Source organism: Haemophilus parainfluenzae (genome assembly GCF_003253005.1).
In the GTDB taxonomy this organism is placed as follows: Bacteria; Pseudomonadota; Gammaproteobacteria; order Enterobacterales; family Pasteurellaceae; genus Haemophilus_D; species Haemophilus_D parainfluenzae_M.
Genome location: NZ_QEPZ01000002.1, coordinates 170759 through 186483, shown reverse-complemented (window position 1 = coordinate 186483; position 15725 = coordinate 170759). Strand labels below are relative to the sequence as shown.

General features: G+C 37.8%; 15 protein-coding genes. 5 read left to right on the top strand and 10 right to left on the bottom strand.

Annotated elements, in window-relative coordinates; all coding sequences use genetic code 11:
- Positions 1-25: 25 nt before the first annotated feature.
- From potA to DPV97_RS03355, 4 genes are all read left to right on the top strand, one after another.
- The gene (potA, locus tag DPV97_RS03370; RefSeq protein WP_070713846.1) at positions 26-1141 is read left to right on the top strand and encodes a spermidine/putrescine ABC transporter ATP-binding protein PotA; all 1116 of its coding nucleotides are present in this window, start codon (positions 26-28) and stop codon (positions 1139-1141) included.
- Positions 1125-1985 (top strand): spermidine/putrescine ABC transporter permease PotB, encoded by an 861-nt coding sequence (gene potB / locus DPV97_RS03365; RefSeq protein WP_005695833.1) that lies wholly within the window; start codon positions 1125-1127, stop codon positions 1983-1985. The genes potA and potB overlap by 17 nt, the downstream gene beginning before the upstream one ends.
- The gene (potC, locus tag DPV97_RS03360) at positions 1985-2755 is read left to right on the top strand and encodes a spermidine/putrescine ABC transporter permease PotC (protein WP_070713843.1); all 771 of its coding nucleotides are present in this window, start codon (positions 1985-1987) and stop codon (positions 2753-2755) included. The genes potB and potC overlap by 1 nt, the downstream gene beginning before the upstream one ends.
- 136 nt (positions 2756-2891) lie before the next feature.
- The gene (locus DPV97_RS03355) at positions 2892-3974 is read left to right on the top strand and encodes an extracellular solute-binding protein (protein WP_070713840.1); all 1083 of its coding nucleotides are present in this window, start codon (positions 2892-2894) and stop codon (positions 3972-3974) included.
- A gap of 73 nt (positions 3975-4047) precedes the next feature.
- Here DPV97_RS03355 and DPV97_RS03350 read toward each other — a convergent pair whose 3' ends face one another.
- The 10 genes from DPV97_RS03350 to DPV97_RS03305 all read right to left on the bottom strand — a co-directional run bounded on the left by DPV97_RS03350 (position 4048) and on the right by DPV97_RS03305 (position 14816).
- On the bottom strand, positions 4048-5388 hold the full coding sequence (locus tag DPV97_RS03350; protein WP_070713837.1) for a replication-associated recombination protein A: 1341 nt from the start codon (positions 5386-5388) through the stop codon (positions 4048-4050).
- 53 nt (positions 5389-5441) lie between these two features.
- Positions 5442-6068, bottom strand: coding sequence for an outer membrane lipoprotein periplasmic chaperone LolA (lolA, locus tag DPV97_RS03345; RefSeq protein WP_070713834.1), 627 nt, complete (start codon positions 6066-6068; stop codon positions 5442-5444).
- A 36-nt stretch (positions 6069-6104) separates the two neighbouring features.
- Positions 6105-8894 (bottom strand): DNA translocase FtsK, encoded by a 2790-nt coding sequence (locus tag DPV97_RS03340; protein WP_070713833.1) that lies wholly within the window; start codon positions 8892-8894, stop codon positions 6105-6107.
- Between the two features lie 2 nt (positions 8895-8896).
- The gene (gene lrp / locus DPV97_RS03335) at positions 8897-9376 is read right to left on the bottom strand and encodes a leucine-responsive transcriptional regulator Lrp (RefSeq protein ID WP_005695827.1); all 480 of its coding nucleotides are present in this window, start codon (positions 9374-9376) and stop codon (positions 8897-8899) included.
- A gap of 82 nt (positions 9377-9458) precedes the next feature.
- Positions 9459-10838 (bottom strand): DNA repair protein RadA, encoded by a 1380-nt coding sequence (radA, locus tag DPV97_RS03330; RefSeq protein WP_070713830.1) that lies wholly within the window; start codon positions 10836-10838, stop codon positions 9459-9461.
- Between the two features lie 126 nt (positions 10839-10964).
- Positions 10965-12002, bottom strand: coding sequence for a CYTH domain-containing protein (locus tag DPV97_RS03325; RefSeq protein ID WP_070713827.1), 1038 nt, complete (start codon positions 12000-12002; stop codon positions 10965-10967).
- 398 nt (positions 12003-12400) lie between these two features.
- Positions 12401-13117 carry an HvfC family RiPP maturation protein gene (locus DPV97_RS03320; protein WP_070713825.1) on the bottom strand — a complete coding sequence of 239 codons (717 nt, stop codon included), beginning with the start codon at positions 13115-13117 and terminating at the stop codon, positions 12401-12403.
- Positions 13107-14027 (bottom strand): HvfB family MNIO-type RiPP peptide maturase, encoded by a 921-nt coding sequence (locus DPV97_RS03315; protein WP_111382881.1) that lies wholly within the window; start codon positions 14025-14027, stop codon positions 13107-13109. The genes DPV97_RS03320 and DPV97_RS03315 overlap by 11 nt, the downstream gene beginning before the upstream one ends.
- A 77-nt stretch (positions 14028-14104) precedes the next feature.
- Positions 14105-14341, bottom strand: a complete 237-nt coding sequence (gene hvfA, locus DPV97_RS03310; RefSeq protein ID WP_049362713.1) for an oxazolone/thioamide-modified RiPP metallophore HvfA — start codon at positions 14339-14341, stop codon at positions 14105-14107.
- Between the two features lie 34 nt (positions 14342-14375).
- Positions 14376-14816, bottom strand: a complete 441-nt coding sequence (locus DPV97_RS03305; protein ID WP_111382880.1) for an HvfX family Cu-binding RiPP maturation protein — start codon at positions 14814-14816, stop codon at positions 14376-14378.
- A 218-nt stretch (positions 14817-15034) separates the two neighbouring features.
- Here DPV97_RS03305 and DPV97_RS03300 point away from each other — a divergent pair, with 218 nt between their 5' ends.
- Positions 15035-15715, top strand: a complete 681-nt coding sequence (locus tag DPV97_RS03300; protein ID WP_049362716.1) for a TIGR00153 family protein — start codon at positions 15035-15037, stop codon at positions 15713-15715.
- The last annotated feature ends 10 nt before the right edge of the window (positions 15716-15725 follow it).

The window sequence follows — 15725 nt, the reverse complement described above, 5'->3', positions numbered from 1 at the left end:
GAAATTAGGGAGAAAACCAAAGCTAGTGGAAAATCTGGTTCAAAAGCCTATTATTGAGCTTCGTTCAATCAAAAAATCCTATGGTTCTAATACAATTATTAATGATTTTAATCTAACCATTAATAACGGTGAATTCGTCACAATTCTTGGCCCATCCGGCTGTGGTAAAACTACAGTATTGCGTTTATTAGCGGGTTTAGAAGAGTTAGATGAAGGTAATATTATTTTGGACGGTGAAGATATTACTAATGTTCCGGCAGAAAAACGCCACATTAACACCGTATTCCAAAGTTATGCGTTATTCCCGCATATGACTATTTTTGATAACGTGGCTTTTGGTTTGCGTATGCAAAAAGTGGCAGAAAGCGAAATTAAACCTCGCGTTCTGGATGCATTGCGTATGGTGCAATTAGAAGAAATGGCCGATCGTAAACCAGCTCAACTTTCTGGTGGTCAGCAACAACGTATCGCGATTGCTCGTGCTGTTGTGAATAAGCCAAAAGTGTTGCTACTTGATGAATCTTTATCGGCGTTGGATTATAAGTTACGTAAACAAATGCAAAATGAACTTAAACAATTACAGCGTCAACTTGGTATCACCTTTATTTTCGTTACTCATGATCAAGAAGAAGCAATCACCATGTCTGATCGCATCGTTTTATTACGTAAAGGTAAAATTGCACAAGATGGTTCACCACGTGAAATCTATGAAGATCCAGCCAACTTATTCGTTGCTCGCTTCATCGGTGAAATTAACGTATTTGATGCCACTGTGATTGAACGTAAATCTGACGATGAATTACTTGCTAACGTAGAAGGTCGTGTATGTGATATTCACACCAGTATCTCTGCTGAAAAAGGTCAAAAATTGCAAGTATTATTACGTCCTGAAGATATTGTGATTGAAGAGCTTGACGAAAATGAGCACTCAAATGCCATTATTGGTCGCATTGTGGATCGTACCTATAAAGGGATGACACTTGAGTCTACAGTAGAATTTGATCACAACGGTAAACGCGTATTAGTGAGTGAATTCTTTAACGAAGATGACCCACATATGGATCACAGCGTTGGTCAACGTGTAGGTATTACATGGCACGAAGGTTGGGAGGTTGTACTCAACGATGAAGATAATCAATAATAAATTCCAGAAAATTACTGTTGCAATTATCTTCAGTTGGTTAATCTTCTTTGTGCTAATTCCAAACTTATTGGTTTTAACCGTAAGTTTTTTAACCCGAGATGGTAGTGACTTTTATGCTTTGCCATTTACTTTAGATAACTACACGAACCTGTTTAATCCACTTTATGCCCAGGTAGTGTGGAACTCATTGTATATGTCTGGCATCGCGACGATTATTTGCTTACTCATTGGCTATCCATTTGCCTTTATGGTCAGCAAAATTAATCCGAAATATCGTCCATTTTTGTTGTTCCTCGTGGTATTACCATTCTGGACAAACTCACTTATTCGTATCTATGGGATGAAAGTATTCCTTGGTGTGAAAGGTGTGTTAAATACCATGTTAATGGATATGGGCATTTTGAGTGAGCCTATTCGTATTTTAAATACCGAAGTAGCTGTAATCATTGGTTTAGTGTATCTCCTTTTACCATTTATGATTCTACCGCTCTACTCTGCTATCGAAAAATTAGACGGACGTTTATTAGAAGCGGCAAGAGACTTAGGTGCTAATGCTGTTCAACGTTTCTTCCGCGTTATTTTGCCATTAACCATGCCGGGTATTGTTGCAGGTTGTTTATTAGTATTACTACCAGCAATGGGGATGTTCTATGTAGCAGACTTACTTGGTGGTGCGAAAGTGTTATTAGTTGGTAACGTAATTAAGAGTGAATTCTTAATTTCCCGTAACTGGCCATTCGGTTCGGCAATCAGCATCGGTTTAACCATTTTAATGGCATTGTTGATTTTCGTTTACTATCGTGCAAATAAATTGTTGAATAAGAAAGTGGAGTTAGAATAATGAGTCGTTTACTGCGTAATATTTTTATGTTTGTGGTATACGCTTATTTGTATATCCCAATTATTATTTTGGTGACTAACTCCTTCAACGAGGACCGTTATGGTTTAAGTTGGAAAGGTTTTAGTTGGAACTGGTATGAGCGTTTATTTAATAACGATACCTTAATCCAAGCTGCATTCCACTCTGTCACTATTGCTTTCTTTGCCGCAACCTTAGCAACTATTGTGGGTGGTTTAACTGCTATCGCGCTTTACCGCTATCGTTTCCGCGGTAAACAAGCCGTAAGCGGTATGTTATTTATCGTCATGATGTCACCAGATATCGTTATGGCGGTTTCTTTACTAGCCTTATTCATGGTTGTAGGGATTTCGTTAGGTTTCTGGTCATTATTATTGGCACACGTAACATTCTGTTTACCTTATGTTACCGTAACGATTTTCTCGCGTTTAAATGGCTTTGATGCAAGAATGCTTGAAGCTGCGAAAGATTTAGGTGCGAGCGAAGTCACTATTTTGCGTAGAATTATCCTACCACTTGCTTTACCAGCAGTGGTATCTGGTTGGTTATTAAGCTTTACTATTTCATTAGATGATGTTGTCGTATCTTCTTTCGTAAGTGGTGTAAGCTATGAAATCCTACCATTGCGTATCTTCTCACTTGTAAAAACAGGGGTAACACCGGAAGTAAATGCGTTAGCAACGATTATGATCGTGCTTTCATTAGGATTAGTAATTTTAAGTCAATTAGTTACACGCAAAAATAATCATTAAACATTGATATAAAAAGGTTTCACAAATCTTTTAAGATCAAATAAAATACGCCTTGACGCACAATCAAGGCGTATTTTTATACCTGCATTAATGCAGGTGGTTTTTTAGCCCCCTCTTTTACGGAGAACAAAGAAAAATGAAAAAATTTGCAGGTTTGCTTACTGCCGGTTTAGTTGCCGCTACATTAACTGCTTGTAACGATAAAGAAGCCAAGTCTGATGCAACAAAAGCACAGGCTCCAGCAAATGATACTGTGTACTTATATACTTGGACTGAATACGTACCAGATGGTCTTTTAGATGACTTCACAAAAGAAACTGGTATCAAAGTTATTGTAGCAAGTCTTGAATCTAATGAGACGATGTATGCCAAAATGAAAACCCAAGGTGATGCAGGCGGTTATGATGTTATTGCACCATCTAACTACTTCGTATCTAAAATGGCACGCGAAGGCATGCTACAAGAATTAGATCACAGTAAATTACCTGTTATCAAAGAATTAGACCCTGATTGGCTCAACAAACCTTATGATAAAGGCAATAAATACTCACTTCCTCAGTTGTTAGGTGCGCCAGGTATTGCATTTAATACCAATACCTATAAAGGTTCTGACTTCACTTCTTGGGGCGATTTCTGGAAACCAGAATATGCAAACAAAATCCAATTATTGGATGATGCGCGTGAAGTATTCAATATTGCATTATTAAAAATTGGTCAAGATCCAAACACCAAAGATCCTGCAATTATCAAGCAAGCTTATGAAGAGTTATTGAAATTACGTCCAAACGTACTTTCTTTCAATTCTGATAACCCTGCAAACTCATTCATCTCTGGTGAAGTAGAATTAGGTCAGTTATGGAATGGTTCTGTGCGTATCGCGAAAAAAGAACAAGCTCCATTAAATATGGTATTCCCAAAAGAAGGGCCTGTTCTTTGGGTTGATACTTTAGCTATTCCTAAAACCTCTAAAAACCCAGATGGTGCACACAAGTTAATTAACTACTTGCTAGGTACAAAAGCGGCGGAAAAATTGACTTTAGCGATTGGTTACCCAACAGCTAACCTTGAAGCGAAAAAAGCGCTTCCAAAAGAAATTACAGAAGATCCTTCAATTTATCCACCAGCAGAAATCCTTCAAAAAAGCTACTGGCAAGATGATGTAGGTGATGCTATTCAATACTATGAACAGTATTACCAGGAGTTAAAAGCAGCAAAATAATGCGTTTTTAAGTGATAACAAAAAGTGTGGCCAAATTTAGCCGCACTTTTTTATATTTACCATACTAGAAAAATTATTTATAGCGTTTTTTTAATGCGTTTTTATCTTGCTCTTGTAAGCGCTCAATCTTTTCTTTAATTTGAATTTCCATACCACGATTAGTTGGGAAATAATATTGAGTATCTTTCAGTTCTGGTGGGAAGTAATTTTCTCCAGCGGCATAAGCATTAGGTTCATCATGTGCATAACGATATTCAGCGCCATAGCCCAATTCTTTCATTAAAGCCGTTGGCGCATTACGTAAATGAGGCGGTACATCAAAATCAGAAAACTCTTTTGCATGTTGTTTTGCCGCATTAAATGCGTTGTAAACCGCATTACTCTTCGGTGCTACAGCCAAATAAATAATGGCTTGCGCAATAGCTCGCTCTCCTTCATAAGCGCCCACTCTCGTGAAACAATCCCAAGCCGCTAGAGCAACTTGCATTGCTCTTGGGTCAGCATTACCTACATCTTCTGAGGCAATCGCTAATAAACGTCGTGCTACATAAAGGGGATCTCCACCGGCTGTGATAATTCGTGCATACCAATAAAGTGCTGCATCTGCTGCTGAACCTCGAATTGATTTATGTAAAGCAGAAATCAAATCATAAAAACGATCGCCTTGTTTATCAAAACGCGCTTGTCGTTCACCTAATACTTCTTTCAACAAAGTGCGGTCTAATTTCTTACCGTTTTCTGTGTCAGAAGCCATATCAACCATCAGTTCAAGACAATTTAAAGCCAGGCGAGCATCACCATTCACATATTCAGCTAAACCCTGTAGCAAATCCTCTTCTAAAACTAAACGCTCTTTACCTAATCCTCGCTCAGGATCAGAAATGGCTTGTTGCAGAACTTGTTCGATTTCAGCCACTGTCAATGACTTAAGTAGGTAGACTCTCGCACGAGAAAGCAATGCATTATTTAATTCAAAGGAAGGATTTTCCGTTGTGGCGCCAATAAAAATAATCGTCCCATCTTCAATATGGGGTAAAAACGCATCTTGTTGGCTTTTGTTAAAGCGATGCACTTCATCCACAAATAAAATCGTTTGGCGATCTGCAAGTCGATTTTGTTTCGCTCGGTCAATTGATTCTCGAATTTCTTTCACGCCGCTTGTCACCGCTGAAATTCGTTCAACTTCTGCATTAATACGGTGAGCAATAATTTCCGCCAGTGTTGTTTTACCTGTACCCGGCGGTCCCCACAGAATCATCGAATGAATATGCCCCGCTTGAATAGCTTTACGAAGTGGCTTTCCCTCTCCAATTAAATGCGTCTGCCCATAATATTGTTCCAAATTAGTTGGGCGCATACGAGCAGCTAAAGGGCGAAAGTCATTTTCAGCAAAATCAAAATTAAGATTAGACATATTCTTTCCTTAATAAGCAAAAGGTGTGAAGATTATCATTCACACCTTATGGATTATTTTTTACCTTTACGTTGGTCATCCAATTCCACGCCTTTTGGTACGCTAAATTGGAATAAGCTATCAGCTAGTGTTTGATTTGTAATGTTACGCAACACATAAAGATTGGTTTGACCATCTTTTTCTGTAGTGCTGAAATTTTTTAACACACCATTTGTATCTACACGGATATCAAATTGTTTAATATTGCTATTTTTCGCCTTCGGTTTTAACACAAACGTATCCGCATTTTGCGTTACTGAATACTGATTCCAGTGGCTTTTATCGTTACTGGTTAAAAGGACGAAAGGGGTATTATTTACCGCGTCCTTCACCCATTGAGCTGTCACTTGTTGTACGAATGGATCGTAATACCAAAGGGTTTTACCATCTGCAATAATTTGTGTTTCTTGCGGTGATTTGGTATCCATACGGAAAAGATTTGGACGTTTAATTTGAAGTTTTCCACTTCCTTGTTGAACGTTTTTACCGCCGGCAGAAGTCACGGTTTGAGAGAAATCAGCGCTCAATACTGTCACTTGATTTAAGCGATTTTGCAGCTCATCAGCAGCATCGGCAAAAGCAAAATTACTCGCACTTAATAGCGCAGTAAGTGCGGTTATTTTTAATAATGTTTTTTTCATTCTACTTTCCTTTTTGTAAAGTGAAACTTAGGAGAATTAATATTCGGAACGTCGAGCTAAAATTTCTCGTTTTCCATTTTTCATTGGGCCTAAAATACCTTGTTCTTCGAGCTGATCCATAATTCGAGCCGCTCGGTTAAACCCAACACTAAATTTACGTTGAATATAAGAAGTCGAGGTATTGCCTGTGCTTAATACAAACTCAACGACTTCATCAAATAATGCATCAAGATCGCCACTGCTTGCCGTTGATTTTTCACCAGAATCTTCATCATCCGCGCCGTTTAAAATGCCATCAATATAATTTGGTTTACCGCGTGCACGCCAATCATCTGCTACACGCGCCACCTCATCATCACTCATAAAGGCACCATGTACACGAACAAGATCCGAAGAGCCTTGTCCTGAATATAACATATCACCACGGCCCAATAAGGCTTCTGCACCACCTTGATCCAGAATCGTTCTAGAGTCAATTTTACTTGCCACTGTAAAGGCGATACGACTTGGAATGTTAGCTTTAATTAACCCCGTAATCACATCTACTGAAGGGCGTTGTGTTGCTAAAATCAAGTGGATACCAATTGCACGAGCTTTTTGTGCTAAGCGAGCAATTAACTCTTCTATTTGTTTGCCTGCAACCATCATTAAGTCAGCAAACTCATCAACGATCACAACAATATAACTCAATTTTTCTAATGGAGGCGGCATCTTATCCATTGTATCACCAGGTTTCCAAATTGGATTTGGAATTGGCATATTGAGTTTTTCATATTCTTCAATTTTTTCGTTATACCCTTCAATGTTACGCACACGTAAGGCTGACAATAATTGATAACGACGTTCCATTTCATCTACGCACCAACGCAATGCATTCGCCGCTTTTTTCATATCCGTCACCACAGGGGTAAGCAAGTGCGGGATATCGTTATAAATAGAAAGTTCAACCACTTTCGGGTCAATCATAATAAATTTCACTTCATCTGGTGTCACACGGAAAAGCAAGCTTAAAATCATGGTATTCACACCAACAGATTTACCCGAGCCTGTTGAACCCGCAACAAGCAAGTGAGGCATTTTAGCCAAATCAACCACAACGGGTTTTCCGCTAATATCTTTACCCAAAGCCATTGAAAGCAATGATGTTGATGAACGGAATTCATTGCTATCGAGCACATCACGCAATGGCACCATTTGACGGTGCGCATTTGGCGTTTCAATGCCAATATAAGGTTTGCCTGGAATCACTTCTGCCACACGGATCGCACGGAACATCAATGCACGTGCTAAATCGGTATCTATACTTGTTACTTTGGATGCTTTTACACCCGGTTGTAATTCAAGCTCATAACGAGTCACCACTGGCCCTACTAACACATCTTGTACCGTAGCTTTGACATTAAAATTCTTTAATTGTTGTTCTATGCGTGCGGATGTGTCTAAAATTTCTTCACGCGTAATGTCTTGAGCCTGCGTTGGACGATGCTCAAGTAAATCTAAACTTGGTAATGGTGTTGTTGGTTTTTCACGTTTATTCGTTGGTTGTTGGAATGCTGGGTGAATAAGCGTATCGGAATACGGCTTATAGGTTGTTTCAGTTCCATTCTCAATATGAATTTCACGCGCTTTAACTGGCGAAGCTGTCGGCTCATTCAAGATCACTTTTAATGCATCTTCAGCATTTGAGGCTTTTGCTCGCACTTCCATTTCTTGCATACGAGCTTGCTCTTGCGCAGCAAACTGACGCGCTAGTTCATCTTCTAAAGCATCACTTTCTGATTCTAAAGGTTCATCATAAGTTGGATAAAGTGCGGTCGTATTTTCAGGTGTTTTTAGTGACACTTTTGGTATGACATTTTCCTCAAAAATATCATCTGAATCATCCGTACTTTGAGAATTCACTGGTGAGTTTTTCCATGTTGCTGAAAAATCTTCTTTTGTTGGTAATTCAACGGAAGAAGAGGCAGAAATAGACACATTCGGCAAATTCTCAGATTCAACCGTGAAGCCTTTAAACTTATCTTCTAATTTTTCAACATCTGCTGGCTCTGAAGCACTCGGTGAGGATAACCCACTGATATTAATGAGTTGCTCAGGCTTAACAAAGGTATTTTCAGAACCCTCCTCTTTTTCATCTTCTGTAGATTCAGTTTCCAATTGAGAATCAGAGAAGGCAAGTTGTTGAGGTGCCTCAATCACAATTTGTTCAAGATCATCTACAGAAGTATGTTCTGCATGCTCCTCTTCTGCCGGCTGATTTTTCATTGTCAGCCAATGATAGAATTTTACAATTAAACGAATTAATGATGCACCGGAACAGAAAATAAAGCCTACAACTGCACAGATAAAGCCCACTAAAATACAGCCAAACTTACCGAGTGTAGGATATAAATTCACCACGAGGCTACCACCAAATACGCCTCCAGCTAAATAGTAGTTCGTATTTGAAAGCAACAATGTTGCCATCATGGTTAAACCAATGATGAGAGCAATAAAGCCAAAGGAACGTAATGCAATACGGGTTGCTGATAGAGAATGAACCGCTTTGGTTTTTAGTAAATAAATCGGTACGATGAAAATGACAAATGGAATGAGATGACCTACATAGCCGAGAAAAACAAAAAACGCATCAATTAACCAAGCGCCAAAAGCACCGGCTTTATTGATGGTTTCAGTTTGAAAACTTGCTGTAGACCAAGAGTTATCTAATGGCGTATAGCTTGACCATGCCACGATTAAATATAAACCTAAAAGCGCGGTCAATCCGAGTAATAATTCTGCTAAATATTGTTTCGGTGTAAATCGTTTTGTAATTCGTTTAATCATTTTTATTTTAGTACGAGATAATTAGTTTGTTTCACTTCTTCCATTACAACATAAGTTCGGGTGTCATTCACACCTGGTAAGCGCAATAATGTGGTACCCAATAATTTTCGATATGCCGCCATATCTGCTACACGTGTTTTGAGTAAATAATCGAAATCACCTGATACCAAATGACATTCGAGAATTTCATCAAGCGCTTGAATCGCTGCATTAAACTCTTCGAAAACATCAGGTTTACCACGCACGAGCGTAATTTCAACGATCACCAATAAAGGCGCATCCAGTAATTCAGGATTTAATAGCGCCCGATAGCCCATAATCACACCTTGTTTTTCTAAGCGTTTTACCCTTTCTAAACAAGGCGTTGGCGATAACCCCACTTTCTTTGATAAATCGATATTAGAGATTTTACCGTTGCGTTGTAATTCATTTAAGATTTTGATATCAATGCTATCCAACGCTTTATTTAATTTCTTTTCCATAACCTTTCCTTATGTGTGGCGCATATTCTATCTAATTTATCAAAAACTTTCAGTAATCAGACAACAATAGGACAACGTTTTTTTAGAAATTATCCAATATGGCAAGTGCATCAGCGAGTTTTTTCACCGTAAAAACTTCCATATTCTCAACCGCACTTTTCGGCTTATTGGCGAAAGGGACAATCGCACGTTTAAAACCATGTTTTGCGGCTTCACTAATGCGTTCTTGACCGCTGGTTACAGGTCTAATTTCACCAGCTAACCCGACTTCACCAAAGACAACTAAATCTTGTGGCAATGGACGATTACGGAAACTGGAAATTAATGCAAGCAATAACGCAAGATCTGCTCCAGTTTCCCCGACTTTTACACCGCCAACGACATTCACGAAAACATCTTGATCCGACATTTGTAGTCCACCATGACGATGTAATACCGCAAGCAATAAAGCTAAACGATTTTGCTCTAACCCCACCGCCACACGGCGCGGATTTGCAAGCATGGAATGATCCACCAACGCTTGAATTTCCACCAAAAGCGGACGAGTCCCTTCCCAAAGTACCATGACCGAGCTACCTGGTGTTTGTTCATCTCCTCGACTTAAGAAAATTGCCGATGGATTTTTCACTTCGCGCAATCCTTGCTCTGTCATACCGAATACCCCTAGCTCATTCACTGCGCCAAAACGGTTTTTATGACTACGTAACGTACGGAAACGGGAATCCGCCTCCCCTTCCAGCAATAACGAACAGTCAATGGCATGTTCCAATACTTTTGGCCCCGCAAGGGTGCCGTCTTTGGTGACATGCCCAACCATAATGATGGCAACCTGTCGGGTTTTCGCATAACGAGTAAGAAAAGAGGCACATTCACGCACTTGTGCCACACTTCCTGGGGAGGATTGAATATCTGAAAGATGCATAACCTGAATCGAGTCTACTACGATAATTTGCGGTTTTAATTGATCCGCCAAATTACAAATTTGCTCAACTGAGGTTTCAGATAACATATTTAATTTATCTGTCGGCAGATTTAAGCGATTAGCTCGCATAGCCACTTGTTGAAGTGACTCTTCCCCTGTTACATAAAGTGCGGTCATATTTTTCGCTAATCCGCACATGACTTGAAGTAACAAGGTACTTTTCCCCGCACCAGGATGCCCACCAATTAAAATAGCACTCCCTGGTACGATCCCACCACCTAATACGCGATCTAACTCTTTAAATCCACTGGTGAAACGCGGTGTTTCTTGTAAGCTAATTTCAGAAAGCGTTTGGATTTTTGCTCGAGTTTCTCCTGCATAACCACTAAAACGATCATTTTTTGTGGAATTTGAGGCTGAAAGTAACCGCACTTCACTAATCGTATTCCAGGCTTTACAGGCTGAACATTGCCCTTGCCAGCGCGAAAATTCAGCGCCACAATCATTACATACATAAGCTGTTTTCGGGGCTTTAGCCATTTTTTATCCTTCTCATCTTTTAACCGAGTATTCATATACCTACGGCGAAATATCGTTATATTGTTCAGGGCAAACTTACATAATGCCTAGAAGTATAGCTTCCCCCCTTTGCACGGTTGATTCGCATTATGCCGAAAATCTCATTAATTTGATCATTCGCTCAAAATAAACTCGACTTTTCAAAAGTGCGGTCAATTTTTCAATAGTTTTTTCATTGTCTTTCGTTTCACTATGAAAACGAATCAAATCCCGGATTTCAACAAAGATTTTCTGATTGCTTTCTAACAAAGCTGGTAAGAGCGTTTCTTTTTGTTTTTCTGTTGCCACCGCTTCTAGGATTTTTCCATTTTCATCATAATAATGATAAAGATTAAAAAATGCCCCAACTCGCTCCACTGTTTTCATAAAATCTTGGCTAAAAAGTGCGGGAGAAAAGGATAAGGTTTCTTCCAAAAGTTTCTGTTCCATTTTCAACAAGGAATTAAATTTTGCACCAAAATCTACCGCACTTTCTTCTCGTTCTTCTTTTAAAAAATCACGCCATTTATTTAACCAATCTGTTAAAAATTGTTTTGAGCCCAGCAAATAACCACGCTTCGCTTTACTTGCGCTACTAAAATAAATATCTCTTTCGAAAGGAAAAGTTTCCACAAAATCAAAAAGATCCTGCACATTGCCAGATTTCAATTCAAACTCAATTTCACAAATCGGTTGCTCAGATTCGTCTGCAATAATTTTGCCTTGATCGAAAGCCACTTCAATTTTGGATTGTTGAAATTCAACTAACCAAAAAGTGCGGTTAAAATCTGTGGAGAAAATAGGTTGTAGTGTAGAGCTAGGTAATTGTTCAAAAGGATAAAGTTCTCTTAATTGGGCATTGGTTGGCGTTTCTTTTTCGGTTAGTGGTAAATTATATTCTGGACGACTATGCAATCCACCAACAACTTCGCCGTTAGTTTTAAGCGTTAATGTAAGTTCCAGATCTTCTTGACGAATACGTAATCCCATCTTTTGTTTATCAAGGAAATTATCAGGATAATCATAATAAGTATTACTCAAAAATAAATCTTGATGATCTAAAATCGTAAATTTTGCAAGATATTGTGGCAATTCAATACTGATTTGTGGCGAGATCGCCAATTTTAATTCAATTTCTTGTAGCATAATATTCCTTACTCAAATTAACTATTTGAATATACAATACAATAAAAATAAATCAAGATTTTTGTGTTTTTTTACTTTACATATTAAACAGCTATAAATAAATTTTTATTTATTGTGCAGTATTTTCCTATAATTGAAATATAGGAAATTATAAATGAGAGGTCATTCAAAAATTATGTGACAAATTTTCATTATATGAAATTTAATAAATTGGAAATCAAATGTTTAGATTTATAACTGAAAGATTTCATTTAAGCGGAGAATATGATTAGAACTGTTCTCAAATCTATATTAAAAAGATTTGGATAATATATGGAAAATACTAACCAAGAAAAAATTAGGTGAAAAAGTCATCTTTTTCACCTATCTAACGTTTTGTGAGTTTTTCTATACAAAATTTATCCCTCTTTAGGATAAAGCACTTCAGCATTAATCCAATTCACCCAAGTGTTTTCCAATAATGGAATTAAGGGGGGGCTATCTTCAACTACAGTATTTAAGGCAGATAATACCTCTTCTAAAGACGAAGGTTGTTCTTGTATATAACTTAATAGCCAAAAGTCAAGTTCAGATAAGCGTTGTTGTAGAATATTAAAATCGCTATCCCGCCATATAACAGCTTGCATAGGGTTTTCATCAAATTGTTTAAAATTGCTTGATAAAAAATCGACTTCATAGCGTTTTAAATAAGCTGCATCAGATAACTGCATTACGCTATGCTTATCCCACTCAAATTTTTCAGGTACTTTTGCTAAAGAAACTTCTGCAAGTAATTGTGTATTTTCAAAATCCATCAATGCCAGTATATTGGCATCGAAACTCTCTTTTTCTTGACAAAATAAGAGAAATTCTCCAGCAATATCTTGAAAATAAGGCGAATGTGATTTTCCTGTTAATACAAACGCTTCTTTTGTCTGAGACCAACTCTCAGCAGAAACGTGTTTAGGTGCTTCAACAAAACAGCGGTCAATAAAACCAAAGATGTTATTTCGAACTAAGCGAGCATAAACAGCGATGCGATTAGGAGCATAACCATTTAAAGGTTGAGCATGAGCCAATCGAACTGCTGTGGCAAGTGCTTTTTGTGTTTCAATAAGCGAAGGTTTAGGCTGCATAGGATATTACCTCTTTCTGAGCATATTTTTGCTGTAGTTGTGCAATATGTTCAACTTCAGCATAAAGTTCTGCAAATGGAGGGAAATTGAAATCACGCTCTAATAATGTTGGCGGAATGACGGGTAGTCGTTGATAGGCATATTCTAATAAATCCCACACAGTACCTTTTACTGCCTCACCGTGCGTATCAATTAATAATTCTGGTAAATGGCGATATGCCCCTTTTATTTTATTAAATGATTCTCCTTCTAAATCCTCCACAACTTGTGCCACAGAATGTTCTTCGTCGTGTCCTGCAATATGAATGTAATTGACACGTTTCACATCTACTTGATCTAAAAAAACATAAGGATCAAGTAAACCGTGATTGACGCCATTTACATAAATATTATTCACATCTAAATGAATACCACAATCCGCTTCTTGTGCAATAGCATTTAAAAATTCTACTTCATTCATTGTGCTGGTGGGAGAATGTAAATAATAAGAGGTGTTTTCTAATGAAATTTGTAATCCTAAAAAATCTTGCACATAGCGGATTCTCTGTGCTACGTGTTTTACAGCTTCTTCTGTAAATGGCATAGGTAATAAATCATATAAATGCCCTTCACATTCACAATAACTCAAATGTTCAGAAAAAAATGTCGAATTATATTGAGTCATTAATGCTTTAGTATTTTTTAATAACTCGCGATCAAGTGGTGCTTGCCCGCCTAATGAAAGTGATAGTCCGTGTACCGCAAGTGGATATCTTTCCGCTGCCTGATCAAATTTATAACGAGCAGCCCCCCCCATTTTTACCCAATTTTCTGGAGCAACTTCCATAAACCGAATCGCATTATTTGATGATAAATTCAAAAAATCATTTGCTAAATCTCGACGATACCCTAATCCTGCACCTTGTAACATAATTATTTACTCCTTTTAATACAACACTGGCGTAAATTTACACCAGTGTTATGTATGGCATCTAGATTTAAATACGATTATTTAGAGCCGCATTTACCTTCACCACATTTACCTTCTGCGGCTTTCGTTTCGTTTGCTCCACATTTTCCTTCTCCGCATTTACCTTCTGCAGCTTTTGTTTTCACACATTTATCACCCACACAAGGTGTTGCAGCTTTATCTGTACTGCTTGATTTTGACTCAGCATGTGCAACAGTAGCTACTGTCATCGTTAATGCTCCTGCTAATGCGGCTAAAGTGGATAATTTTTTCATTTGAATCTCCTAGAATTTGATATTGAATATATAGTTAGAGGAATTTTAACCAGCTTTTAGTTGGATAAACCTTCTTAATAAGCGTGTCTAAAGAGAGTTTCCCTGCTCCCTGCGTAATTAAGATTAATAAAGTTACCACATAAATTAATGGTAATTTATAACCATTATCACAAACGTTATAACCTGAATCAGCGTGAATACTATACCACGCAACAGAGATTAAAATCGTTAAACCTAATGCACTAAAACGAGTTAGTACTCCGAATATTAGCAAGAAAGGGAGAAGTAATTCCGACCCCATTGCAACGTGCCAATTAATATCAGCAGGAATAAGATTAAACGGAAAAGGAAAACGATCTTGTATTTCAGTAAACCAATTTTGACCATTCCATTTTTCTAACCCTGCCTCTAAAAACTCCCACGCAAGAAAAAAGCGTAAAATCAATAAACTCACGCCGCTGCTGATACCTTGCATCTTACAATCCTTCATTTTTTACCTTTCAAATTTTCTCGCTTTTAAAGCGAAAAGTGTATTGAGTCATTTACCTTACCACACTAGGAAATATTACCCAATTATTTAATTAGTCGAAGATAAACCTTTTTTCTTACAAATTTTTTTGAAAAATTTTAAATATCAACAAAAATCGGGTAATATGTGCACGAATTTTTAACCCCTTATGGAGTAAAACACCTATGGCAATGAATAGTATTCTCGGATTATTTGCCCAGTCTCCTTTAAAACCACTGCAGAAACATTCTGACAAAGTGACTGAATGTTGTGATTTATTAATTCCATTCTTCCAACATACTTTTGTAAAACAATGGGATGATGCAGAAAAAACACGTCTAGACATTTCTCAATGTGAACGAGAAGCAGATAGTCTAAAACGCGAAATCCGTTTGAAATTGCCTCGCGGTTTATTTTTACCCATTGATCGTACCGATTTACTCGAATTAGTCACCCAACAAGACAAATTAGCTAACTATGCAAAAGACATTGCGGGTCGTATGATTGGTCGTCAATTTGGGATTCCTGAAGAAATGCAGGAAGAATTTTTGCATTATGTACAACGTAGTTTAGATTCTATTCATCAAGCTCATTTAGTGATTGAAGAAATGGATAAACTACTTGAAACCGGTTTTAAAGGCCGTGAATTAAAGTTAGTGAACCATATGATTCAAGAACTAGACAGCATTGAAGATGATACGGATCAAATGCAAATTAAATTACGCAAAATGCTCTACACGATTGAAAGTCGTTATAACCCTATCGATGTGATGTTCTTATACAAAATCATCGAATGGGTGGGCGTATTAGCCGATCAAGCTCAACGTGTAGGATCTCGCATTGAATTAATGCTAGCCCGTTCCTAATTTTGACGAC

What these genes read in the sequence shown, in the direction of transcription:
- potB (WP_005695833.1), top strand. Translation starts at nt 1,125, where the DNA reads ATGAAGATAATCAATAATAAATTCCAGAAAATTACTGTTGCAATTATC.
- potC (WP_070713843.1), top strand. Translation starts at nt 1,985, where the DNA reads ATGAGTCGTTTACTGCGTAATATTTTTATGTTTGTGGTATACGCTTAT.
- DPV97_RS03355 (WP_070713840.1), top strand. Translation starts at nt 2,892, where the DNA reads ATGAAAAAATTTGCAGGTTTGCTTACTGCCGGTTTAGTTGCCGCTACA.
- DPV97_RS03350 (WP_070713837.1), bottom strand. Translation starts at nt 5,388, where the DNA reads ATGTCTAATCTTAATTTTGATTTTGCTGAAAATGACTTTCGCCCTTTA.
- lolA (WP_070713834.1), bottom strand. Translation starts at nt 6,068, where the DNA reads ATGAAAAAAACATTATTAAAAATAACCGCACTTACTGCGCTATTAAGT.
- DPV97_RS03340 (WP_070713833.1), bottom strand. Translation starts at nt 8,894, where the DNA reads ATGATTAAACGAATTACAAAACGATTTACACCGAAACAATATTTAGCA.
- lrp (WP_005695827.1), bottom strand. Translation starts at nt 9,376, where the DNA reads ATGGAAAAGAAATTAAATAAAGCGTTGGATAGCATTGATATCAAAATC.
- radA (WP_070713830.1), bottom strand. Translation starts at nt 10,838, where the DNA reads ATGGCTAAAGCCCCGAAAACAGCTTATGTATGTAATGATTGTGGCGCT.
- DPV97_RS03325 (WP_070713827.1), bottom strand. Translation starts at nt 12,002, where the DNA reads ATGCTACAAGAAATTGAATTAAAATTGGCGATCTCGCCACAAATCAGT.
- DPV97_RS03320 (WP_070713825.1), bottom strand. Translation starts at nt 13,117, where the DNA reads ATGCAGCCTAAACCTTCGCTTATTGAAACACAAAAAGCACTTGCCACA.
- DPV97_RS03315 (WP_111382881.1), bottom strand. Translation starts at nt 14,027, where the DNA reads ATGTTACAAGGTGCAGGATTAGGGTATCGTCGAGATTTAGCAAATGAT.
- hvfA (WP_049362713.1), bottom strand. Translation starts at nt 14,341, where the DNA reads ATGAAAAAATTATCCACTTTAGCCGCATTAGCAGGAGCATTAACGATG.
- DPV97_RS03305 (WP_111382880.1), bottom strand. Translation starts at nt 14,816, where the DNA reads ATGCAAGGTATCAGCAGCGGCGTGAGTTTATTGATTTTACGCTTTTTT.
- DPV97_RS03300 (WP_049362716.1), top strand. Translation starts at nt 15,035, where the DNA reads ATGGCAATGAATAGTATTCTCGGATTATTTGCCCAGTCTCCTTTAAAA.